14 protein-coding genes and 3 tRNA genes are annotated in these 23,926 nt (G+C 33.0%); 9 read left to right on the plus strand and 8 right to left on the minus strand.

From position 1 onward, the window contains the following. Positions 1-43: 43 nt before the first annotated feature. Positions 44-1,051, minus strand: coding sequence for a hypothetical protein (locus tag IW18_RS08315; protein WP_041517131.1), 1,008 nt, complete (start codon positions 1,049-1,051; stop codon positions 44-46). 102 nt (positions 1,052-1,153) lie between these two features. On the opposite strand from IW18_RS08315, the gene proS reads away from it, so the two are divergent. The 5 genes from proS to rpsT all read left to right on the plus strand — a co-directional run bounded on the left by proS (position 1,154) and on the right by rpsT (position 3,423). Beyond that, the gene (proS, locus tag IW18_RS08320) at positions 1,154-2,632 is read left to right on the plus strand and encodes a proline--tRNA ligase (RefSeq protein ID WP_041517132.1); all 1,479 of its coding nucleotides are present in this window, start codon (positions 1,154-1,156) and stop codon (positions 2,630-2,632) included. 76 nt (positions 2,633-2,708) lie between these two features. Further along, positions 2,709-2,780, plus strand: a tRNA-Glu gene (locus IW18_RS08325). A 46-nt stretch (positions 2,781-2,826) separates the two neighbouring features. Further along, a tRNA-Glu gene (locus IW18_RS08330) sits at positions 2,827-2,898 on the plus strand. 45 nt (positions 2,899-2,943) lie between these two features. Then, positions 2,944-3,015 (plus strand) — tRNA-Glu (locus tag IW18_RS08335). 156 nt (positions 3,016-3,171) lie between these two features. Continuing rightward, positions 3,172-3,423: a 30S ribosomal protein S20 gene (gene rpsT, locus IW18_RS08340; protein ID WP_041517133.1), complete on the plus strand. Its 252-nt coding sequence runs from the start codon at positions 3,172-3,174 to the stop codon at positions 3,421-3,423. Between the two features lie 433 nt (positions 3,424-3,856). Here the strand turns inward: rpsT and IW18_RS08345 are convergent, their stop codons facing one another. Both IW18_RS08345 and IW18_RS08350 read right to left on the minus strand, forming a co-directional pair. Next, positions 3,857-4,270 (minus strand): response regulator, encoded by a 414-nt coding sequence (locus IW18_RS08345; RefSeq protein ID WP_041517134.1) that lies wholly within the window; start codon positions 4,268-4,270, stop codon positions 3,857-3,859. A gap of 4 nt (positions 4,271-4,274) precedes the next feature. Further along, positions 4,275-5,933, minus strand: coding sequence for a PAS domain-containing sensor histidine kinase (locus IW18_RS08350; RefSeq protein WP_240475542.1), 1,659 nt, complete (start codon positions 5,931-5,933; stop codon positions 4,275-4,277). A 222-nt stretch (positions 5,934-6,155) separates the two neighbouring features. On the opposite strand from IW18_RS08350, the gene typA reads away from it, so the two are divergent. Further along, positions 6,156-7,952 carry a translational GTPase TypA gene (gene typA, locus IW18_RS08355; protein ID WP_041517136.1) on the plus strand — a complete coding sequence of 599 codons (1,797 nt, stop codon included), beginning with the start codon at positions 6,156-6,158 and terminating at the stop codon, positions 7,950-7,952. A 127-nt stretch (positions 7,953-8,079) separates the two neighbouring features. Here typA and IW18_RS08360 read toward each other — a convergent pair whose 3' ends face one another. From IW18_RS08360 to IW18_RS08375, 4 genes are all read right to left on the minus strand, one after another. Next, positions 8,080-12,579 carry a T9SS type B sorting domain-containing protein gene (locus IW18_RS08360; RefSeq protein WP_041517137.1) on the minus strand — a complete coding sequence of 1,500 codons (4,500 nt, stop codon included), beginning with the start codon at positions 12,577-12,579 and terminating at the stop codon, positions 8,080-8,082. Between the two features lie 159 nt (positions 12,580-12,738). Continuing rightward, positions 12,739-15,084 carry a T9SS type B sorting domain-containing protein gene (locus tag IW18_RS08365; RefSeq protein ID WP_041517138.1) on the minus strand — a complete coding sequence of 782 codons (2,346 nt, stop codon included), beginning with the start codon at positions 15,082-15,084 and terminating at the stop codon, positions 12,739-12,741. A 15-nt stretch (positions 15,085-15,099) separates the two neighbouring features. Further along, a complete protein-coding gene (locus IW18_RS08370; RefSeq protein ID WP_041517139.1) occupies positions 15,100-15,936 on the minus strand; it encodes an ABC transporter permease in 837 nt (278 codons plus the stop codon). Positions 15,937-15,939: 3 nt separating this feature from the next. Further along, the gene (locus IW18_RS08375; RefSeq protein ID WP_041517140.1) at positions 15,940-16,836 is read right to left on the minus strand and encodes an ABC transporter ATP-binding protein; all 897 of its coding nucleotides are present in this window, start codon (positions 16,834-16,836) and stop codon (positions 15,940-15,942) included. A gap of 109 nt (positions 16,837-16,945) precedes the next feature. On the opposite strand from IW18_RS08375, the gene IW18_RS08380 reads away from it, so the two are divergent. The 3 genes from IW18_RS08380 to IW18_RS08390 all read left to right on the plus strand — a co-directional run bounded on the left by IW18_RS08380 (position 16,946) and on the right by IW18_RS08390 (position 20,044). Beyond that, on the plus strand, positions 16,946-17,998 hold the full coding sequence (locus IW18_RS08380; RefSeq protein ID WP_041517141.1) for a hypothetical protein: 1,053 nt from the start codon (positions 16,946-16,948) through the stop codon (positions 17,996-17,998). A gap of 100 nt (positions 17,999-18,098) precedes the next feature. Beyond that, positions 18,099-18,959 (plus strand): SdiA-regulated/phytase-like domain-containing protein, encoded by an 861-nt coding sequence (locus IW18_RS08385; protein WP_041517142.1) that lies wholly within the window; start codon positions 18,099-18,101, stop codon positions 18,957-18,959. Positions 18,960-19,021: 62 nt separating this feature from the next. Next, positions 19,022-20,044: an alpha/beta hydrolase family protein gene (locus tag IW18_RS08390; protein WP_041517143.1), complete on the plus strand. Its 1,023-nt coding sequence runs from the start codon at positions 19,022-19,024 to the stop codon at positions 20,042-20,044. Positions 20,045-20,181: 137 nt separating this feature from the next. Here the strand turns inward: IW18_RS08390 and IW18_RS08395 are convergent, their stop codons facing one another. Continuing rightward, positions 20,182-23,916 carry a metallophosphoesterase gene (locus tag IW18_RS08395; RefSeq protein WP_041517144.1) on the minus strand — a complete coding sequence of 1,245 codons (3,735 nt, stop codon included), beginning with the start codon at positions 23,914-23,916 and terminating at the stop codon, positions 20,182-20,184. Positions 23,917-23,926: the final 10 nt, after the last annotated feature.

Raw genomic sequence — 23,926 nt, forward strand, 5'->3', positions numbered from 1 at the left:
GGATAGTTTTTATAAAATATTTGTAGATTAGTGAGAGAAGAGATTATCTTCTTCCGCCTCCGCCTCCGCCGTAAGATCTTCCACCGCCACCACCGCCGCTGCTACCAGATGATGATCTCATGCTTCCACCGCCACTACCACTATTGTTGTATGAACGAGATGGGCTAGGAGAGTAAGATCTGTTAGAGTTGCTGTTGTCGTAACTTCTGGTTGTTGTTGTACTGCTTGATCTTCTGTTAGAATAATCGTAGCTGTTGTTTTGACCTTGAGTTGTACTTCTTCTATTGGTAAAATTAGGACTAGATGGATTGTAAGTTCTTCCGTTTACGTTAGAACTTCTTCTGTAATCTGTAAATCCGTTCTGTCTATTAGTGTTGTAATTACCTCTGTTTGTACTGTAATCTCTGTTTGTAGTATAATTTCTGTTTGAATTAAAGTTTCTGCCGGTGCTGTAATTTCTGTTTGAAGCATAGTTTCTGTTAGAATTATAATTTCTTCCTCCGTAATAAGCGGCAGATCCTCTTCTTCCATAATTATAAGAGTAATTGTTGTATCCGTAACCAGGTCCCCAATATCCAGGGTATCCCCAACCTGGGTATCCCCATCCTGGTCCCCAGTATCCAGGGTAGCCCCAGCCGCCGTAACCCCAACCGTAGTATGGGTATCCAAAACCAAAACCGAAGCCTAATGACCATGAAGGATCAGAGTATACGTTTACCGAAACATCGGTAGTGGCGCTTCCCCAAGCCGGATAAGCTACGCTTGCAGTTTGTGTACTGTCGTTATCTGAGTAATTGCCATAATTGTCGACATCCGTAAAAATTTCGGTTGGCTGATTATCGTCTTGTAAAGATTTAAAGTAATCTTTATATTGATTATTTGCGTTTGAGGTATTTGTTTGAGCATACGTTCTAGTTGAGCCGCCATATACTCCGTCATTATCGTGATACGAAGTGTTTTGGTAGGAACCACACGATGCTAATAGAAAACTCAATAATCCAATTGCGTAGAAATAACTTGAGTTTTGGCGGAGAGAAATAGAAGTTTTCATATTCTGTGGTGTTTTTTATTGTTGCACATTACAAAAATAGTTAGTTTTGTCAAACTATTTAGTTAAAATTAATAAAACAAAATTTGTGCCAAACTATTCAATATGAGTAAGAACCTCACTACAAGATCAGAAGATTATTCGAAATGGTATAACGAGCTGGTTGTAAAAGCAGATCTAGCCGAAAATTCAGGAGTTAGAGGATGTATGGTAATTAAGCCGTACGGATATGCGATTTGGGAAAAAATGCAGGCAGAGTTAGATCGAATGTTTAAGGAAACTGGACATCAAAATGCATATTTCCCTTTATTTGTGCCTAAGAGCATGTTTGAAGCGGAAGAGAAAAATGCCGAAGGATTTGCAAAAGAATGTGCAATTGTAACGCATTACAGATTAAAAAATGACCCGGATAAACCCGGAAAATTAATGGTTGATCCAAATGCTAAATTAGAGGAGGAGCTTATTGTTCGACCTACAAGTGAAGCTATTATTTGGTCTACATATAAAGGATGGGTACAATCTTATAGAGATTTACCTTTGTTAATTAATCAATGGGCTAATGTAGTTCGTTGGGAAATGCGTACGCGTTTGTTTTTAAGAACTGCTGAATTTTTGTGGCAAGAAGGTCATACGGCACATGCTACAAAAGCAGAAGCATTGGAAGAGTCTGAAAAAATGATGAATGTTTATGCAGATTTTGCAGAAAACTTTATGGCGATTCCAGTTGTAAAAGGTATTAAAACAGAAACAGAACGTTTTGCCGGTGCTGATGAAACATATTGTATTGAAGCTTTGATGCAAGACGGAAAAGCATTACAAGCAGGGACATCTCACTTCTTAGGGCAAAATTTTGCAAAAGCTTTTGATGTGAAGTTTGCTAATGCAGAAGGAAAACAAGAGCATGTTTGGGGAACTTCTTGGGGAGTTTCAACACGTTTGATGGGAGCTTTGGTGATGACTCATTCTGATGATCAGGGATTAGTTTTGCCTCCAAATTTAGCGCCTATACAAGTTGTAATTGTGCCTATTTATAAAACAGATGAGCAATTAGCTGAAATTACTGCTGCGGTTAAAGAATTAACTGTAAAATTAAGAAAGTTAAAGATCTCGGTTAAGTTTGATGACAGAACAACTCAAAAGCCAGGATTTAAATTTGCAGAATGGGAGTTGAAAGGAGTTCCTGTTAGAATTGCTGTTGGGCCAAAAGATCTTGAAAATGGAACTTTTGAAGTTGCAAGACGTGATAAATTGACAAAAGAGGTAGTTTCTGCTGAAGGAATTGTAAATTATGTTAATGATTTGTTAGAGCAAATTCAAGCTGATTTATTTAGTAAAGCATTAGACTATCGTAATACTCATATTACGGAAGTAAATAGTTTTGAGGAATTTAAAGAAGTTTTAGACGGAAAAGCAGGATTTGTATCGGCTCATTGGGATGGTACTGCTGCGACTGAAGAGAAAATAAAAGACTTGACAAAAGCAACGATTCGTTGTATTCCTTTGGATGCTGTTGAGGAAGCGGGAGTCTGCGTGTTTACTGGGAATCCGTCTTCTAAAAGAGTGCTTTTTGCTAAGGCATATTAAAAAAATATATTTTTTTTGCTTCAACTATTGCGCATATTAAAAAGAGTTGTATCTTTGCAACCGCAATAACAAAGCAGGCCCGTTCGTCTATCGGTTAGGACGCATGGTTTTCATCCATGTAAGAGCGGTTCGATTCCGCTACGGGCTACTACTTTTTATTGTGAAATTGTTCTTAAAATATTGAGAATTAAAATGGCCCGTTCGTCTATCGGTTAGGACGCATGGTTTTCATCCATGTAAGAGCGGTTCGATTCCGCTACGGGCTACAATAATACCTCTATATTAAATATAGAAAAACTTAGAACGATACTGGTCTGTTCGTCTAGGGGTTAGGACTCCAGGCTTTCGTCCTGGTAACAGGGGTTCGATTCCCTTACAGACTACTAAAATTAGTTGTGAATAAGTTTTATAAAATAAAAGTTGGTGTCTCGATTTTTGTTTTATTAGTTAAAACCAAAGTGATTGTTTTGCAATTGTGGGAGGTTTTTCTTTTTTAACTAGTATCTATAATAAATTATTACATCTAAAATTAAAACAAAATGGCAAATCATAAGTCAGCATTAAAAAGAATCAGAAGTAACGAAAAAAGAAGAGTTCTTAACAGATATCAGCATAAAACTACTCGTAATGCTATTAAAGCGTTAAGATTAGCGACTGATAAATCTGATGCAGCTTCAAAATTATCAACTGTAATCTCTATGATTGATAAGTTAGCTAAAAAGAACATCATCCATGATAATAAAGCTTCTAACTTGAAGTCTAAATTAACTAAACATGTTGCTAAATTGTAATTAATTACAATTTCCTAAAGATATAAAAAGCCCTCTTTTAGAGGGCTTTTTTTTGTTTATGAAAGAATGGTTTTTAAAATTTTAAAATCAAATTTTGCACGAAATAATGATATCGGTGAGGTTAACGATGAAACTTATAGAGAGTAAAGAAAAGAATACTGCAGTGAGTATTGAGTTTTTTTATTACTGTTAGCTTTTGTAAAAAGGTAAAGTTCGCAAAGCTTTGTATTGACTTAGCTTGGCGAATTTTAAGCTTTTAGAAGTATTTCTTAGGTGAAAATATTTGCGTTTTGTGCGGCATAAAAATGAGGAATACGTTTTTTATGTTTCTCCACAATATTTAGCGTCGGTTCGTTTTGATGGTTGTTTGGTGGTATTTCTTAATGAATGGTTTCGGTTGTTGTGATTTAGGGATTTGGTAGGGAGATGTTATTTAAAAGTCAATTTTCTTTTTAAGGTATTCTAGCATAGGTTGAGTGATAGGCTTTGAAAGAAAGTCTATTATAATAGGGTATTTTTTTGCTTTGGCTAGATCCTCAGGATCAATAGTAGAGGATAGAACAATAACATTTACTTTGTTAAACTCGGCATAATCTGGTGATGTAAAATGATCCAGAAACTCCCATCCGCCCATAACAGGCATGTTTAAGTCTAAGAAAATTAATTCTGGTTTTTTGTTTACTTTGTTTTTATTGTTGGTATATTTTAAGGTGTTGAAGTGATGAAGTGCTTCTTCTCCGTTTTGAGCTGTAATAATTTCGTTCGAAAACTCGGATTTTGAAATTACTTTTTTGCATAACATCAACGTGATTGGGTCATCGTCAATGCAAAGAATTTGCTCGAGCATAATGTTAATTTTTAAATGTTATGGTAAATGTGGTGCCTTTGTTAACTTCGCTATCGATGCTGATAGTTCCTCCCATGGTTTCTACTTGTGATTTTACAAGGTATAATCCTAGTCCTTTGCTGTCAGGATAATTATGGAATCTTTGATATAATCCAAATACTTTGTCGCGATTTCTTTCCAAATCAATTCCAATTCCGTTGTCTTTAAACGTAAGGACTGCTTTATGGTTTTCTTGCTCGGCAGTAATGGATATTTTTAATTTCCTATTTTCAGATTTGTACTTTATTGAGTTGGTAAGTAAATTCAGTAAAATACTTTCGATATAAGCTTTGTTTGTATTTAGTAATGGAACTTTGTCGAATTTGAGTTTGATAATTGGTTTGTGTAATTCGATTTGAAAAGACAATTGACTAAATACGTTCTCGAATACTTCTTGCAATGAAACTTCTTCTTTTTGCATCGAAGGATTGTCTTTTATGATAATTACCTTTACCAGATCGTTTATAGTTTCATTTAATAAATGAGTAGATTTAGTAAAGCCGGCCAAAATTTCTTCTAATTCCGGATTTTCAAGAGGAATATCATCAATAAGATTCAAAAGTCCAATTAAATTAGACAATGGGGCTCTAAGATTATGCGAGGTGATGTATGAAAATTGTTTTAAATCTTTGTTGTTTTGAGTTAGTTCGCGAATAAGTTGCTCTTTTTCTGTTTCTAATTTCTTTTCGTCGGTAATGTCTCTTTGAATTGAAATCCAGTGTGAAATGACACCTTCGTTATTGAAAATTGGAATCATAGAAAAACGAACCCAATATTCTTCTTTTTGTTTTGTGTAGCTTATGGTTTCAATTAAGCACTCTTCTTCATTTTTAATAGCAGTTAAGAGTTTTTTTAATTCATCTGAATCTGAATTTGGTCCTTTGTTGAAAATGTTTGTTGATTTTCCAACAATTTCTTTCGGAAGATATCCTGACATTAATGAGAATGCAGGATTTACATATACTATTTTTGGAATTCTTCCGCTGATAGAATTAGCTTCGGTGATTAAAATGGAATCTTTAGATTGTGTAATTACGGTTTCTAAAAGTTTTAATCTTTGTTCTTCTTGTTTTTGTTTGGTGATATCTTGAATTGCTCCAATCATTCTGATAGCTCTTCCGTTCTCATCTTTTAATAAAAAACCTCTGTCTAAAACATATTTATAGCTTCCATCTGCACATCTAAAACGGTATTGATCTTGCCATTTTTCAGTTTTTTGCTCTATAAAGGAGTATAATTTTATAGACATTCTAATGCTGTCTTCCGGATGAATTTTGTCAAACCACCATTTTGATGTTTTTCCAACTTCTAGAGGATTGTAGCCAAAAACGCTTTCGATTCCTTTGTTCCAATTTATGCTATCTTCTTGAATTTTCCAATCCCAAATTGTGTCGCTGGTAGCTTTTGCAACAATGTCATATTTTTCGTTCGATTCTTTAATTTCTTCGTTGGTTTCTTTTAATTTTTTGAAAATTGCTATATTCTTTTTCTCATTTTTAGATAGTATATATTTGAAGAATAGAGCAGTAGTTAAAATGAAAAAAATGTCTTTTAGAAGAAAAATAAGAGAAGGTTCAGTGTCAGAAAAGTAAGTAGTAAGTAATTTATGACAGATGATTGCCATAAATAACGATATGATAATATAAACTAGAGTAATTTGGAGAGTTTTACTTTTCATTACTCAAATATAGTTAAATTAAGTATAATTAAACAATAAGAAAAGTTCAATTTACACTTAAATTTGTGTTGTTTTTAATGAACTAATTACTTGTCTAGACGCAAACTATCGCAGAAACGTTTTTTATATCAAAATAAAGTGTACCTTTGCACCCATTAAAAATCTCAGATGGAATCTATTAGAAATATTGCAATTATTGCCCACGTCGATCACGGTAAAACCACTTTGGTTGATAAAATTATGTATCACTGTCAATTATTTCGTGACAACGAAAACACAGGTGATTTAATTCTTGATAATAACGATTTAGAGCGTGAGAGAGGTATTACTATTACTTCTAAGAACGTTTCTGTTCAATATAAAGGAACAAAAATCAACATTATCGATACTCCTGGCCACGCGGATTTTGGAGGTGAAGTAGAACGTGTATTAAACATGGCCGATGGTGTATGTTTGCTAGTGGATGCTTTTGAAGGACCAATGCCACAAACTCGTTTTGTATTACAAAAAGCTATTGACTTAGGTCTTAAGCCATGTGTAGTTATCAATAAAGTTGATAAAGAAAACTGTACTCCTGAAGAAGTTCATGAGAAAGTTTTTGATTTAATGTTTGAATTAGGTGCTGAAGAATGGCAGTTGGATTTCCCAACAGTTTATGGTTCTGCTAAAAATAACTGGATGTCTGATCATTGGGAAAACGTAACTGATAATGTTGAAGCATTATTGGATATGGTTGTTGCAAATGTACCAGCTCCTAAAGTTTCTGAAGGAACACCACAAATGTTGATTACTTCTTTAGATTTCTCTGCATTTACAGGTCGTATCGCTATTGGTCGTCTTGAAAGAGGAGTTCTTAAAGAAGGTATGCCAATCTCATTAGTAAAAAGAGATGGTACTGTATCAAAATCTCGTATCAAAGAACTTCATACATTTGAAGGACTTGGTCGTAAAAAAGTACAAGAAGTTGTTGCTGGAGATATTTGTGCAATCATTGGAGTTGAAGGTTTTGAAATTGGTGATACTATTGCTGATTTTGAAAATCCAGAAGGTTTAAAAACGATTGATATCGATGAGCCTACTATGAGTATGTTGTTTACAATTAATGACTCTCCTTTCTTTGGTAAAGAGGGTAAATTTGTAACATCTCGTCATATTAGAGAAAGATTGACAAAAGAATTAGAGAAAAACTTAGCGATGAAGTTAGGTGAAACTGATTCTGCTGATAAATTCATGGTTTTTGGTCGTGGAGTACTTCACTTATCTGTTCTTATTGAAACAATGAGAAGAGAAGGTTATGAATTGCAAATTGGTCAACCACAAGTTATTATCAAAGAAATTGACGGTAAAAAATGTGAGCCAATTGAGGAATTAACAATCGATTTACCAGAATCACTTTCAGGTAGAGCAGTAGAATTCGTTACTTTGCGTAAAGGAGAAATGCTAAGCATGGAAACTAAAGGGGAACGTATGATTGTGAAATTTAATATTCCATCTCGTGGAATTATTGGATTACGTAACCAATTGCTTACTGCAACAGCTGGTGAAGCTATTATGGCACACCGTTTTATTGGATATGAGCCTTACAAAGGAGAAATTGCTGGACGTAACAAAGGTTCATTAATTTCTATGGAAAAAGGAAAAGCAATTCCTTATTCTATCGATAAATTGCAAGATCGTGGTAAGTTTTTTGTTGAACCAAATACCGAAATTTACGAAGGTCAGGTAATTGGAGAAAACTCTCGTGCTGATGATATGTGTGTAAACGTAACGAAAGAGAAAAAACAATCTAACGTTCGTTCTTCTGGAAATGATGAAAAAGCTAGAATTATCCCTCCAATTATTTTCTCTTTAGAGGAAGCATTAGAGTACATTCAAAAAGATGAATATGTAGAGGTTACACCAAAATCTATTCGTTTGAGAAAAATCTATTTGACAGAAACTGATAGAAAAAGATTTAAAATCTAATTAGATTTTAATTTTAATATAAAAATCCCAAATTCCAATTAGGAGTTTGGGATTTTTTTTGGTCTTTACTTTCGTGAATTGGAATTTGGAATCAATCCCGAAGCCTCGGGATTGAAATTTTTTAAAGCTATCTTTTCAAACTAAAATGTCCTTTTGCTTCTCGTCCATCTTCAAGCTTTATCGTATACCAGTAGTCGTCTGAGGGCATTTGATTACCAGCATAAGTTCCGTCCCAACCATTGGACGATGCAGTAATTTGTTTGATTAGTTTTCCATATCTATCGAAGATAAGAATTTTTGCAGTTGAATTAAAAGTATCATTTGCTCCTTTTATATTCCAATAATCATTATAACCATCATTATTTGGAGTGAAAAAATTTGGAATTCCCAGTACCGCTATAGTTTTTGAAATTGTTCCACAGCCATTTTTATCATAAACATAAAGATCGTGTATTCCAGGGCGAACATTCTCGAAGATATTTGATTCTTGAAAAGGGCCTTTGGGATCATCAATACTATATTCATAGTCTCCTGTTCCCGATACATTTGCTTCAACAGTATTAGAATCTGATAAATCTGAAATAGAAACAGAATCTAGGCGTGCAACATCAGAAGCAGTTACCATAATGGTCCTGATTCTGCTACAGCTATTTTCATCTTTAGTAAAAACTTCGACAGTATATTTTCCTTCTTCATTTACATCTAAAGTTTCATTTGTTTCTCCCGGAATTATGCTTCCGTCTTTTGACCAAACATAAGTATAAGTGCTAGCGGGAATATTGCCTAAAATTCCGGCATCGAGTTTGACGTAAAAGGTTGGTAAATTTGAACATACTAATTCATCAGCGCTCTTATTATTGTTGATGTCAATATCGGGTCTTGGATTTACTTTAAGTGTAATGTAAGCTCCTAATCCAAAACAAGCATTGTCGATATTGCTATCTACACGAACCCAAATTTCTTGTTGATTTGGTGTTGTGTTTCTAAAATTTGAAGGATTTTTAATTACATTAATTTCTGCCAAAGCATCAGCTTGATTTGTATAATATTTGATGGAATAATTAGTACTTGCACTAGGAAGCATCGCTTGAATGTCAGTTGTTACACTGCTAAAATCAAAAGCCGCAATTCCGTCTTTGTCATTAGTAGCAACATCAATAAAATCATCACAAACATTAAAAGATCTTTTAAAATTAGGATCGATTTGTGTTGTTGAAACTCTCAAGTTTAATTGTACGGTTGAAAAACATCCGTTTGAGTTTTCTACTCTTGACCAAATAGGTTTAGTATTACTTGTAAATACAAGAGGGTTTGAAATTAATACTGAAGGATCTTTTAAGGTCGCTCCTTGCAAAGTAGAATAATAAGTGAATGTTTCGTTTGCGTAATTTGCTGAAATAAAACTATTTTTCTCCGTTAAATTAAAGTTTGAAATTCCATCAGTATCATCATCACATTGAACGATATCAATTGGCGAGTTTAAAACTGGTAAGGCAAGAATAATTAATTTAATTGAGTTGGCAGAGGTTAGTCCGCAAGCATTATTATTTCGATTTAATAATACACGATACTCATAATTATTCATGGTCAGACTTGTTTTTTGTACCGTAACAGAAGCAGTCTTTGTTCCAGAATAAATTGAATTGTCGGTTAGTGCATTCCAAGTATTTCCATTATCTGTGGAAAGTTGCCATTGAAAAGTATCGGCGTTGGACTCAATACTGAAAGTTGCTTTTTGTAATTCACAAACTGTCTGATTTTCGGGTTGTTTAGTAATTATAATAGGAGTAGCAATAATGTAATTGCCATTTGGAGTGGTGTAACCATCAATTCTGCTGGTTACAATACCATTTGAGTTTATAATTACTGGCACATTTCCTAATTGCCCGTCAAAATTTGGATCTGTAAATCCTGCTTCTATCACATCATTACAACCATCGTTGTCACTGTCAAGTTCTGTGTAGTTTTTTATACCATCTCCATCAGAATCTGAAACAGTATAATTTAAAATACCGCTATCAGGATTTGTTTCTAAAGAATCCGATAATCCATTTATTCCAAAAGAAGTTGTGTCAATAATTCCATCTTTGTTGACGTCTGGCGCATTGCTGCCTGACTCAACCAAATCATATATACCATCATTGTCGCTATCCAAATCAAGATAATTTGGAATACCATCATTATCAGTATCAATTGGTGTTGCATTGGCGTCAAAAATGTCGTCCAGTCCATCTAAATTAGTGTCAATATTAGATAAAGGCATTGGTTTTATTTGTGATTCGATTACATCCGGAATTCCGTCATTGTCTGAATCTAAATCTAGTTGGTCTGGAATCCCATCTCCGTCTGTATCTTTTGGAACACAAGTAGCGACAAGTCTAAATGTTGATCTGTTTCCAGCTGCATCCGACAGGTTTTTATGTGTGATTTTTAGAGATTTGGTTTGATAAGATTGGAATTTAAAGGTGCCTGTTCCAGGCTGTAAAGGGATGTTTCCGTTTAATCTAAATCGAATTTCGAAAGAAGAAAATTGTGTAACACCACTTTCGTAAATTCCATCGTAATTTGTATCAATTAACAATTGATTAGTTGGATTTAGCACCGTGATTGTTTTATCAATGTCTGAATTAATAATATATTCCGAATCAGGATTTAGTAAATCAGTTGTATTTGCGGTATTGCTGTATTCTAATCTAAGATTTACAGGTTTTGCAAAATTTAAAGTATAACTTACAGATGAACCTTTTCCAGCCATAACTTCGGTAACAAAAGTACCATCTGAAGTTCCTGAAAAAGGAACAGTTGCAGCTGGTGTTGTATTTGTAACTGTACCGGAAAATGAATTGGAATAAGTTCCTGTTTGAATTAAACCTGAATTTGAATTGGAGATATTTAAGGCTAAATCTCCGTAAGATTCCTGACAGTTTGTTAATCCATCATTGTCATAATCAATATCAATATTGTCGTTTGCCAAATCATTGTCAATATTAATTGGACATTCGCTTACCGGAATTTTGTCTGAGAAAACATCACTTACACAACCCGAAATACTTCCTCTTACTTGATAAAAACCAGGTTGAGTAGGGCTGAAATTGTTATTCGTTTCACCAGGAATAAGCACATCATTTTTGTACCACTGGAAAGTATCATAAGACGATAAGGAATTAATTTTTAAAGATACATTTGGAATACATGATGAACTATTTAAAGCAATTTTAGCAGTTACAATCTCGGGTTTAAGGTCGAAACCTGAATAATAACCTCCATAAGTTGCCGCACCATTAGTGCCAAAATAAGATACATAAACTTGCTTGGTTGATTTTACAGCAATGTTTCCAGATAAATTTGCCACAATATAGCGTACAAATTCTGTTGTTCCTTCGATTTCAACAGGAACGGCTGTGATTGGATTGTTATTTACTAAAACGGTAGCACCCGTTTCAGTAACAATGTTTAGAAATCCGTTAAAAGTATTGTTTCCAATAGATTGAATTTGCGGAATATTGTCTACGGAATTTGGTGTAGCACAATTTAAAGGTGGAACAAAAAATAAGTTTTGGTTGGCAGGACTTGTTGTTCCTCCAATACTTTGATATGCAAATACATTTGCTGATGTTTTTACGTATAAACTTCCAATATTAAATTGGCTTCCATCAATAGCAATGTATTCGCCACTATTTAGAGTTTTAAATGGAGTTGGTGAACCATTCAAAAGTATTTCTGTATTATCATAATGCGCTACTATTAAAACGCGTTCCAATTCATCGGATCCAAGACCTCTAATAAAAATATATTCTTTTCCTGTTTTTTCTAACGAAACAATTTGGTCAAAACCAACATCTCTTCCTATGGGAGTTAAAGCACCATTTTGAGTTGCTGCAACTAATGTGCTATTGCTTCCTCCAAATGAACCTGAATTAACTACTACGGGTTTGTCAGACGTTACAAGTGCTCCAATTATTTTAGAGCTATTTGATGGGATTTGTGCAGTAGTAGTATTATTTAGACCCAGTACATAGCTTTCGTTTTTATTTAAAGTTGCCGTTATTGGCCCAGAAACAATTGTTCCGTTTGGAAGTCTGGTTCCATTTTCAATATTTGAAATCGTAATTTTTGTTCCGTTTTCTGTTGCCATGATAGAAGCAAAATTACTTAGGGTTATATCAGCAAGCGGGTTTAACATGGCGCCTAATCTAAAGGTAGTACCTAGAGCACTATTTCCTTTAGATACTAATCCTCCGGCATGATTATAACTTCCATTCTGACCAAGTCCGGCATTGACTCTCGCGCTTACATAAATAAGATCTTCAGCTTCTATAATATAGCCGCGGTTGGCTACGATCCCAGTGCTAGAAAGAGGTACAAATAATTGAGTATTAGAACCCGTTCCAATATAATAGCGATAAGGATTATTACTATTTACGGTTCCATTAATTACACTTCCTCCATTGGCGATGATTTTGAAATTGACATTTGCAGCACTCGGAGTTGAGATATATAGATATTGATCTTCGGCTGGTAATGCATCGGCACAAGTCAATGGTGGTATGTAATGTGTTTTACTAAATTGTGAGAAACAATTTATTGAGCAGAACAGAAATAACAGGAATAGTAAATTTTTTTTCATTGGCTTGGTTAGTGTAATGAATTGAGTCAACCAAACCAAAAATAAGATTTATTTTAGTTTCTGTGAGAAAGAGAGTATCTTTTATTTATTAAATATTTGAAAATTAATGTTTACAGAATTTCGAGAAAAAAATAATTGAATTATAATCTTGGTTAAAAATTATCTTTTCAAGCTAAAATGACCTTTAATCGTTTTTCCGTTGTCAAAAAGTAAGCTAAACCAATAATCATCTGAAGGTAATTGTTGACCATTAAATTGTCCGTTCCAACCAGTATTATTTTGATTCATTTGTTTTAGTAATTTTCCGTAACGATCAAAAATGTAAATTTTACAATCAGGAAATTGATCTAAATTCTGAATAAACCATAAATCATTATAACCGTCGCCGTTTGGAGTAAAAAAGCGAGGATAATCTAATACATATAATAAAAATAAATTTGATAACCCGCAACCATTTTTGTCTCTGACTCTGGCATTATAAGTTCCCGGATTTACACCAGTGAACAATGGATTATCTTGGAAAAACTCGCCGTCTAATGAAAATTCATAATTTCCAGCTCCAGTAAACTCTATTAGAACAGAGTTGTCAGTTCCTGAAAAATCTTTTATTACAGCATTAGTTATAATTGCAGGTTCAGATAAAATTACTTTGAATTTTTTCGTTTTTTCGCAACCATTTACATCTTTTACCGTTACGGAATAATCTCCTACAGTATTAACTGGGATAGAATTAGAAGTATCTCCTGTATTCCACAAATAACTACTAAAGCCTGAATCTATAGTTAGTGTTATTTGATCACCTTTGCATAAATAAACTGATTCATCTTCAAAATTTGGTGGGTCAAAAGTGTTTACAGCAAGTTCAACAGGAACAACATCATAACAATCAGGACCATTAACAACTCGTGCAAAAATAGTTTGATTAAATGCAATTGTATTATTGAAAATATTTGGGAGCGGATTTGTTTCGGTTAAGGCATTATTGGCTGTTAAATAATAAATTGCTGTAAGACCACTCGGAAGTCCCGCTGTAATTTTTGGAGTAACTTCGGTATCTAGATTGAAATGATATAATCCGTCCTGAAGAGCATCTCCATCGCAAGTACTTATTGGGTTTGGATCTGCGATTGACGTATTGGCTATTTGGAGTGTCACTTCGGCTATTTTATAACATCCATATGTATTTTCAAGACGTGCATATACAATCTGAGGATTACTTTCATTGATATAATTTCCAGGTGTGGCAATTCTATTTGTTTTGTTTTGCGCGTCGTTTAATGTTTTATAATATCCTGCATTAGAAATGTCAGCTACATTATTTTTAACAATATTATTTACTTTATTCAAATCAAAAATTGAAATTCCATCTGAATTATCATCGCATTGAAAAAGAGAAGTATTAGTAGAAAGAATTTCTGGAGCATATTCAACTTTAATTTCTCCGGATAATATACATCCCGTTCCATTTACAGTAGCTTCAACTTTGTAAGTTCCAGCTTCTACAACATCAAAAGTCGAATTTGTACCTAGAATGACAGTCGGATCATTTTTCTTAAACCATTTAAAAGTAAAATCAGCAGGATCTAATTTGGTGTCTAAAGTAATATTTTCTCCAAAACATACAGGATTATTTGCTGCAATTGTACGATCTTCTCCGAGTACAATTTTTGAGGCAAAACTTCCGGCTTCCAGAAAAATTGCCGAATTTTGATATCTAACATCGGCATCACCAATTACCAGTTTTACATGATATTTTTTTCCAGTAGTTACTGTACCTTGAGCAGTCATAACAACCGTTTGTCCTGCATAATTTACCGGACTCGTATTTGTATTAAGACCGTTAAAGTAATTTTCATTTGAAGCAGCACAACCTACATATGGAATGCCTCCAACACTTGTTCCGGGTTCAATTTTTGGGTGAATATTAACAGAAGAAACAGGTGTAGTTGTATTGGGTAATACCGCTAAATTTTTATAAGGATCAGTAGTTCCAGCTTCTTTGATTAAAAAAGCAAATCCATCAGAGTATAGACAAGGAAAATTATATTGATATTCATTTGAAGCAAAAATATAATTAAAACTCAGCGAACTTGTATAAGCAACAAAATCAAATTCTAAGACAGTTGTATTTAGCGACCTAATACCTAGAATTTGATCAAGATCATTATCGCGACCCCATAACGGGCTATCATCGGCACCTTCGTTTACAACACTAACGAATGGACCAACAGCACTTTGAGCTGTTGATGTTGCTAATATTATTCCTTCCCTAAAAGGGAAACTACTTCCGTTACCATTAAAATAAGCAAAACTTTGTTTCCCCGCTCTAAAAGTATCTCCGCTCCCCGTAGCATTTGATGCAACAGCACAAGAACTATTGATTAAAACATTTTCAATAAGGTACTGTGGTGTTCTCTGATCATCAATAGTTATAAATTGCGCATTAACCCTTGCTGGAATGCAATAAATAAAGAGGAGGAAAATAAAACTTTTAAAATAATTCATAGTAAAACAAATATACTATAAATCTCTATTCTTTAATAATTTGTAAGAAAAATACACAAATAAAAAAGTCCAAATCAAAACAATCAAAACAGAAAGATAATGAACGCCATAATCTTTAGTGTTTTCTACGCCAATTTGTGTTCCAATGCTTCTTATTACGGATAATCTTGAAAAAGGTTCAATAATTAAGTTTGACATTGCCTCTAAAGGAAAAAATTGTGTAATGTAATGACCAGTATTACTATCTGGAAAAATTTTAAAAACTAAAATTCCTTTTAAAATTCCTTCAATTATACTCCAAACTAAAAGAAAGCCTAAAGCAAAAGCGGAACGTTTCACCAAAATTCCTAAAAATAAACAGAAAGAAAAGAAACCTGTTAGTTTTACAAAAAAGGCGAGAAGGTAATCAAGATCTGTAAAAATAATACCAAATTCTGTATACGATGAAAAGCATAATCCAAGAATTAAACTCATCACAAAAACAAAAATAGTGGAGCAGAAAGCAAAAAGTACAACAGTTAAAAATTTAGACAAAATGAATTCTTTTTTGCTCAATCCATCAATTAAATTTTGTTTTAATGTTCCGTAACTGTATTCATTAGCCATCATGGATACAATCACAATTGCAAGAAAAAGTTTGAGTAAAGCGGCAACATAAGTATTAAAGTGCCAGATATATGGGAAATTAAAAATTCCCATTTCGGCCAAATGAAATTTAAAAACTCCAAGATCAAATTTGATTGAAGCAATTAAAGCTATAAATGAAAGTAAAACAAAATAGGTTAAAGTAAGGACGCGACTGGCTTTGTTTTTCCAGATTTTTTGTAATTCTATAGAGAGAAGTCTGTTCATGGTTTAGTTGTTTTTGGTTAATTCTAAAAATTGTGCTTCTAAACTATTTTTTCGTTTTACTAAATGACTCAAAGCAATATTTTTAGAAAATAAAAATAGATTTAGTTCCGAGGCTGATAAATCTGATTTTAAGTAAACCAAAATTTTTCCGTCTTCGTCAACAATTCTATCAATGTTTGGATGATCTTGTAAGACTAATTTTAGAGCTGCATTATCATTGGCCATAAGTTCAAAAAAACCTTCGTTTGCCGCCATTGCATCAACAGAACCCGAATATAGAATTTCGCCTTTTCTTAAAACAATAACATGCGAACATACTTTTTCGACTTCATCCAGTAAATGTGATGCAAGCAAAATTGTAGTTCCTTGCGAGGCAATTTTTTTTATAATATCTCTAATTTGATGAATTCCCTGCGGATCTAAACCATTAGTAGGTTCATCGAGAATTAAAATTTCTGGATCGTTTAATAATGCAGATGCAATCGCGAGACGTTGTTTCATTCCTAAAGAAAAAGTACTAAACTTGCTGTTTTTTCTTTCCGTTAAACCAACCAAATCTAGCTTTTCATTGATTTTAGAGTAATCGATGCTTTTTATTTTACAAACCAATTTCAAATTTTCTTCCGCTGTCATGTACGGGTAAAAGTTGGGTCTTTCTATAATAGCGCCAACCTTTTTTAAGGCTTCATGCGTTTGTATTTTTCCTCCAAACCAGCTGTAATTGCCCGAAGTTTTGTTTACAACATTTAGTACAATACCTAAAGTTGTCGATTTTCCGCTTCCGTTTGGGCCCAAGATGCCGTAAACTCGTCCTTTTTGTATTTCAAAAGATACATTTTTTAAGGCCTGAATGCGCCCGTATCTTTTATGAAGATTCTCAATAGTAAGTATGGTTTCCAAATTTATTTCGGTTTTAGTTTTAAGTATGACGATTGAACCTGTATATTGTTACGCAAAATTTATTAATATCAATGGTATTGATGTAAATTTGTAATTAAGATATTCAAAAATGAGTGAACCTTTAATGGTTTTAAAAAAACCTTCATATCCTTTAATACCATCTCTTTTAAGTTATTTAGAACGATACGAGCGTATTTCGAAAGTATCAGTGTTCTACGATGATTTGTTACGTTTTTCAGGTTCAATAAATGTGTATGATAAAAATGATACAGATACATTGTGGATTCGGGTTTATTACAGTGAATTTGAGCGAAATGAAATCGATTTGAATCTAAAAAAAATCTATTCGCTTTTACACTCTGATGGAAATAGCGAGATCATTCAGTTCTTAAATATTGATGCTATAGATTATTGTACTTTTGGAAATTCGAAACCTTTTAGAATAAAAGTTCGTAATATTCTCAACGATAATTACGTCCATTTTTATATAAAAAAAGCAGACGCTTCCAGAATTTACGGGCTGGAACTTGAAGATATTCTTTCGCCGGACAAGATTAACTTTTTGGTTTATAAAGACACTTTAATCGAAGAGCATATTATTGGAATTCCCGGAGATGTTTTCATGGATACATTATTAGATAGTTGTACCGAGATGGAAAAATCGCAAATTGCAAAAGAGTTTGTTAAGTTTAATGAACGTTGTATGATTCGACTTTTGGGCGATATGCGAGCATATAATTATGTAATAGTTCCAATTCACGATTTTGATCAAGTAGTCTATAAAATTCGTCCAATCGATTTTGATCAACAATGTTACGAGGGGAACTTTAAAGTCTATCGTCCGCAGTTTTTTAAAGAAAACTACCCAATGATTAAATTGATCAAGGAGAAATTAGAAGATCGATCAATCATTCAATACAAAGATGAAGAAAGAGCAATTTTGGCAAAACGTATACATTCTGCCGAAAATCGAATTAAGAAACTTTTGAATATTATGTGTCACGATACCATTTCGACAGAAGAACATTTGAATCAACTAAAAATGGAATTATACCGTTATACCAATGATATGAAATTTAAAAATGCCAAATCGATGGGACATATTATGTTTGCCGCTTTTGAATTTATTACGCGTAACTTTAAAAATACAAATTTGATTTAATTTTTTACCATATAAGCGATATAAGTCAATTTAAGAAGTTGCTTTTACATGAACTTATATGACTTACATGGTTTAAATTGAACTTAAAGATTTAAAAATTATGAAAAAGTTTTTTTTATTCGGAATTTCTATCGCTTTATTGGCTTGTCAGGAAAAATCTAATAGTGATTTAAAGACACTTTATTCGCTTCCTAAAAAATTAAAAGAAGTCTCTGGAATTACATATTTTCCCGAAACGAATTTGATATATACTTTAGAAGACAGCGGAAACAAAAACGCTATTTATGCCTTAAATTCTGAAGGAAAAATTGCCAAAACAATTACAGTTTCTAACGCGACAAATGTAGATTGGGAAGATATTACAAAAGATAAAAGCGGTAATATTTACATTGGCGATTTTGGAAATAACGATAATGAACGCAGAGATTTATGTATTTACAAAGTCAATAAAAATCAACTGAATAAAGATGTGGCTGTAGCCGAATATAAAGTTTCATTTTCATATCCGGAACAAACAGAATTTCCTCCAAAGAAAAAAGAAATGTTCTTTGATGTTGAAGGATTTTTTGAGTACGGAAATTACTTCTATCTCTTTACCAAGAACCGTAGTAAAAACTTTGACGGAACAGCATTTATTTATAAAATACTAAATGCTCCGGGAACTCAAAAAGCGACTAAAATAGGAGAGTTTAAAACCTGTAATAATTATAATCATTGTGTTTTAACAAGCGCAACCATTAGCCCTGACGGAAAAAAAGTGGTGCTTTTAAGCCATGATAAAATTGTTTTGTTTAAAGGTTACAAAGGCGATTTATTTCATAAAGGTTCTCAAACCGAAATAAAACTAAATGACTTTTCACAAAAAGAAGCCATAGTTTTTAAAGACAATAATACGTTGCTTATAGCCGATGAAAAAACAAATAAAGTAGGAGGCAAGCTTTATGAATTTAAATTGAAGTAGTTTTTTTAGAGATTTTTACTACATTTGGCATGCTTCACTAAAAATATTGGAGATATTGCTTTATGAAAAATACGCTGCTTTTAATTGCCTTTCATTTCTTATTTCATTTCTCTTTTGCTCAAAATGGCGAAGTAATCAACAAAGAGGCTATTCATTTTAATTTAAAAAGTAATAACGATAGTATCGATTTTATTGTAATTGATACTGTTTTGAAAACTAAGAAACCAATTTTTTTGTTTTGTCAGGGATCAATGCCATTACCACTTTTTGTAAAATCCAAAGATGAACCAATGTGGATGATTGGTGGAGGCGTTGCTAATTTTAATATCGAAGAAATTAGAAAAAACTATCATTTAGTTGTGATTTCAATGCCAAAAACACCCGTAATTGTTGATGAAAAAAACTTAAACGAATCGTATTGCTATATTCCAGATCCAACTAAACCAACAGAATTTGCTTTAGAATATGAATTGGCTGATTACTTAGAGAATTATCAAAAACGAGCAAACACAGTTTTAAAATATCTACAGAAACAAAAATGGGTAGACAACTCAAAATTGATTGTTGCAGGTCATTCGCAAGGTTCAAAAGTAGCCTCGGCAATTGCAGTCAGTAACAAAAAAGTAACCAAACTGGGTTTGTTTGGTGCAAATCCTTTTGGAAGAATCGACCAAATGATTCGAAATTATAGAAAAGAAGCGGAGGCAAAAAAAATAACCTGGCAAGAAGCGGAAGAAAAAATCAACGACAAATACGATATGTTGCGCGAATCGTACAATGCCGATTCTATAAAAGTAAAACCGTATTTATTAGCTTGGAAATCTTTTTCTAAGCCACAAATAAATGATTGGTTAAAAATCGAAATCCCAACATATCTTGCCTACGGAACAAATGATATAGCTTCAGATTTATGTGATATTGTACCTTTATTTTACATTCAAAATGCTAAGAACAATTTGACCTTAAAACGTTATCCAAAGTTAGAACATAACTTTTTTGAAGTTAACGACGATGGCCGAGCAAATCACGATAAAGAACACTGGCCAGAAGTCATGAGCGAATTCGTAAAATGGACTTTAAATTAAAAAAGTAAGCCACGAATTACACAAATTTTTACGAATTAAAACTTTAAATAAAATTTTAAAAATTAGTGCTAATTTGTGTAATTCGTGGCTAAAAAAACTTTGTCCCTTTGAGCCTTTGTTACATTGAACCTTAAGAGCTAAAAACTATAAGCAGCCCCAAAAATAACCCTTCCGGTTTCGTCAGGAGATTTAAAATAAGAGATTCTTGCCGTTATAACATTAACAGCATTCACCCAAAGTCCGCCACCGTAATCCTGATGCCATTTATGCGAAGTTTCACCATCAAGCCAGATTCTTCCGTAGTCAAATCCACCTAAAATTCCGTAAGTAAAAGGAACAATTGTTCGTTGAATTTTTCCAATAGAAAAGCGTAAATCTGTACTTTGCGAGAAATAAGAATTTCCTAAAAAACGATCATTTCTATAACCACGCAAATCAGTATCTCCACCCAAAGCTGCACCTTGGTAAAACTCATAATTGTTGTTCAAAATAGCTTTTCCTTTTAAAAGAGTTGCCAAAACTAATTTTCCGTTATGATCAATCTTATGCGTAATTCCTAAGTAACTTTCGATAGTTGGAAAGTTTTGTTTCGTGTCATTCAAATTCGTTATCCAGGTTGCTGCGGCCATAAAAGCAATTCCTAAAGTTGGTTTCGCCACAAAATCAGAATTTTTAAAATGATACTTAATTTTTGCACCACCATAAACCTGACTTTCAAAAACATTTGGATTTATAATGTTTGGAGTGTCAATAAACCTATTCTCCGTTTCTTCAACTCTCAATTGTTGTAACATTGGTTGAATACTAAATTCACTTCCATATCTGCCAACATGTCTAATAGCCCCGGAAACATTAAATTTCTGAATACGAACACGATTATAATCCATTCCAAATGTGTCCGTATTATTTGCAGTTTCATTTCCGTAGCCAAAATAATTCACCGTAAAACTTGGAGTAGTATATTGCGATTCAACATCAATAACCCATTTGCCTAATAATCCAGGAAAATGAGCAGCATAATTAAACTCTAAACCACCAGTTGCAAAGTAGTAAAAACCATTTAAAATGTGTTTTTGAGTATACGGATTCTGTTTGAAATTGTTAACCGTATAATTTAAGTTAAAACCAAATTTTACACCATCATCAGGATTATAACCAATATTAGGCAATCCGGATACCACATTATATTTTGGTTTTTCGTAATTGTATAAGTTTACATCATAATCATCAGTAAGCTGTTTTTGAGCTTTTGAGTCCAAATTATAAGTATTCTCTTTTGATTTAAAATCATAAACAATTACCCTTTTTCCGTTTTCAATATTATAAGTATCATTGTTTTGTCCGCCAATCAAGCGAATTTTTGTTTTCGATTTGTGATTGCCGGTTACCTGAAAAACATCATTATCGTCTAAACCATAAATCCAAAGATTTTTAGTTTTATCATCGTTTATGTTTTTAGAGTACACCAATTCTTCACCTTCTTTCTTAATACGGAAAACTTGAATTTCGATACTATTTTTAGCATTATGATTGATAACGAATTTGTCTTTTTTATCCGTTCCCGCAATCATTACAGTATGACTTAAAACATCAAAATATTCTGAAGCATATTTTTGAAGATCTCCTTTTCTGCTTCTTAATTTTTGTTTGATATCTTCAATTGTTCCATCCTGAACTTCTTTAGGCAAACTTTTAAAAGCATTATCGATATCACGATCAGTTAAATTCTCCTGAATATATTTGGCTTGTGTAATCCAGTCCTTTCTATCAGATGTTTTCAAGAAAGCCAAATCAAGCGGATAAGGTTCTCTGTTCAGCCATTTTACATTGTCGATTTTAGCCTTAAAAGTTCGCATATGACGAAGTGCCGGAATATTCATTAATAGCGAAAGCAACGTTCCGTCATATTTAGAAAAAGCCTGATCGCGATCGCGGGGAATTGGTTTGTAAACAATTTTATTTTCCTGTTTATACTCGCCCCAACGCCATTGATCGTCGTGCCTGTCCCAATCGCCAATAAGCATATCAAACAAACGAGCTTTTATATATTCATTTTCGTCAACCGTATATTTTTCATCTTTATGAAGATTCTTCATCATGTCCGAAGTACTAATAATATCGGTAGGATTACCAAAGCTTTTAGCATCCAAATGATTATCTGCGGGTCTTTCTTCAACCATATACAATCCATCGCCAAAATTCGAATTAAATTCCTTTAAAGCATTTTGTTTCGGTATATAATACAAAACAGGATTAGTATGCGGAAGTCCTAGTTTATCAGCCAAATTTCCAACAGCAAATGGAGTATAAGGATGACTTGTAGTATAGAAATCCAGTAAAAAGTTCTCGGCATAAGTATCTTCAAAATCATTTACAATGTATTGATCCTTAAAAGCTACAGATTGTAAAAACTGAGTAGCACTTTTTTTCATGGCGCGCATAACATATTCACGTCCTTTAGAATCTGACAATCGTAAAGAAATTGATTGATGTCCGCCACCTTCTCGAATAGGTTTTAAACCACCCATCAAAGTATCTAATGTAGCCGTTTTGGCTTCGATAGGTAAGCTGTAATATTTTCTGTAATGATTCCCAAATAAGAATTTATGAACAAGACTTTTTTGGGTCATTTTTTCAGAATAAATTGAAGTAGTAATTTTTTGCGGAAAATTATTTGGAATATCTGAAGCCCAGTTTATTTCTTTAGCTTTTATAATTTCTTGTTCATAAAGCTTTTTTTCGTGATTATTTTCATTTCCAAAGTAAGTCACTTTTGCATCTCCACTTTTAAACAAGGTCAATGTCGCATAGCCATTTCCTCCATAAGAGAATTCAGTTGAATTTATGGCTCTTGCTGCTTCAGATTTAGATCCTGCACCACTAATAATTTGCTTGATATTTTCCTTGTTTACATATTGTAAATTGTGATCATGTCCAGAAACTACAATTACATTTTTCTGTTTTTGCAAAAGTGTTTTAATACGCTTGGCATAAATCGTGTATTGCTTATTTTGAATGTCTTGCGGACTTGCTCCAGATGTTTTTCGCAATAAATTAATAATCGAACCAATTACCGGAAGCGGTATTTTTTGTTCTAAAGGGAATAATTGTTTTTCTAAAGAATATTGACCACCGTGTGAACCATTACTCATTAATGGATGATGAATAGCAAGAATTACTGTTTTTTCCTGATTTTTATTTAAGATACTTTCTAATTCATCAAAAAAGTCTTCCCTTGTTTTAATATCACAATTATCATTGATCGTAGGATGATTGTTCCAGTCTTCTAGAAACCATTCACTGTCAATTGTTACCAACGTTGCAGTACTGTCAATTTTTACATCTTCAATAGCACAACTTTTTCGGGGTAAAAAAGCTTTTTTATCGTTAAGATATTTATTCACAAAATCAGCCTGAAGTTCCAAGCCTTTTATGCCACTATACCAATCGTGATTTCCCGGAATAACAATTGTTTTTCCCTTAAAGCCTTTTGTTAGTTTTAATTGATTTGTAAGTTTTGTTTCTGCCAAAGTTTTCTCTTCAGCATTATTATCACTAGGAAAACCCTTAGGGTAAATATTGTCTCCAAGAAAAAGTAAAGTAGATTTTTTACTGGCTTTTTTTAGTTTTTGGTGCAGTAATTCTAAAGTTTCCTGAGCTTGTTTTTCGTCTGCATTTCCGGCATCGCCCACTAAATAAAAAGTGTGAGCAATTTTTATAGTATCAGTTGCGTTTTCTGTATCGACAGCACTAACATCTTTTCCGTATTGTGCCTTGTGCGTTGCGCAGGAATAAAAGAGCAGTAGTAGTGCTATTGTTAAAGAAAAGGTTTTAATTTTCGCAATAAAATGATTATCCAAAAACAATTTCATAATTTAGTGG

It is taken from the genome of Flavobacterium hibernum (assembly GCF_000832125.1).
Taxonomy (GTDB): Bacteria; Bacteroidota; Bacteroidia; order Flavobacteriales; family Flavobacteriaceae; genus Flavobacterium; species Flavobacterium hibernum.

Coding starts and splice junctions, on each gene's coding strand:
- IW18_RS08395 (WP_041517144.1), bottom strand. CDS start 23,916: ATGAAATTGTTTTTGGATAATCATTTTATTGCGAAAATTAAAACCTTT.
- IW18_RS08385 (WP_041517142.1), top strand. CDS start 18,099: ATGAAAAAGTTTTTTTTATTCGGAATTTCTATCGCTTTATTGGCTTGT.
- IW18_RS08365 (WP_041517138.1), bottom strand. CDS start 15,084: ATGAATTATTTTAAAAGTTTTATTTTCCTCCTCTTTATTTATTGCATT.
- IW18_RS08370 (WP_041517139.1), bottom strand. CDS start 15,936: ATGAACAGACTTCTCTCTATAGAATTACAAAAAATCTGGAAAAACAAA.
- IW18_RS08360 (WP_041517137.1), bottom strand. CDS start 12,579: ATGAAAAAAAATTTACTATTCCTGTTATTTCTGTTCTGCTCAATAAAT.
- IW18_RS08350 (WP_240475542.1), bottom strand. CDS start 5,933: ATGGCAATCATCTGTCATAAATTACTTACTACTTACTTTTCTGACACT.
- IW18_RS08390 (WP_041517143.1), top strand. CDS start 19,022: ATGAAAAATACGCTGCTTTTAATTGCCTTTCATTTCTTATTTCATTTC.
- IW18_RS08315 (WP_041517131.1), bottom strand. CDS start 1,051: ATGAAAACTTCTATTTCTCTCCGCCAAAACTCAAGTTATTTCTACGCA.
- IW18_RS08345 (WP_041517134.1), bottom strand. CDS start 4,270: ATGCTCGAGCAAATTCTTTGCATTGACGATGACCCAATCACGTTGATG.
- proS (WP_041517132.1), top strand. CDS start 1,154: ATGAGTAAGAACCTCACTACAAGATCAGAAGATTATTCGAAATGGTAT.
- typA (WP_041517136.1), top strand. CDS start 6,156: ATGGAATCTATTAGAAATATTGCAATTATTGCCCACGTCGATCACGGT.
- IW18_RS08380 (WP_041517141.1), top strand. CDS start 16,946: ATGAGTGAACCTTTAATGGTTTTAAAAAAACCTTCATATCCTTTAATA.
- rpsT (WP_041517133.1), top strand. CDS start 3,172: ATGGCAAATCATAAGTCAGCATTAAAAAGAATCAGAAGTAACGAAAAA.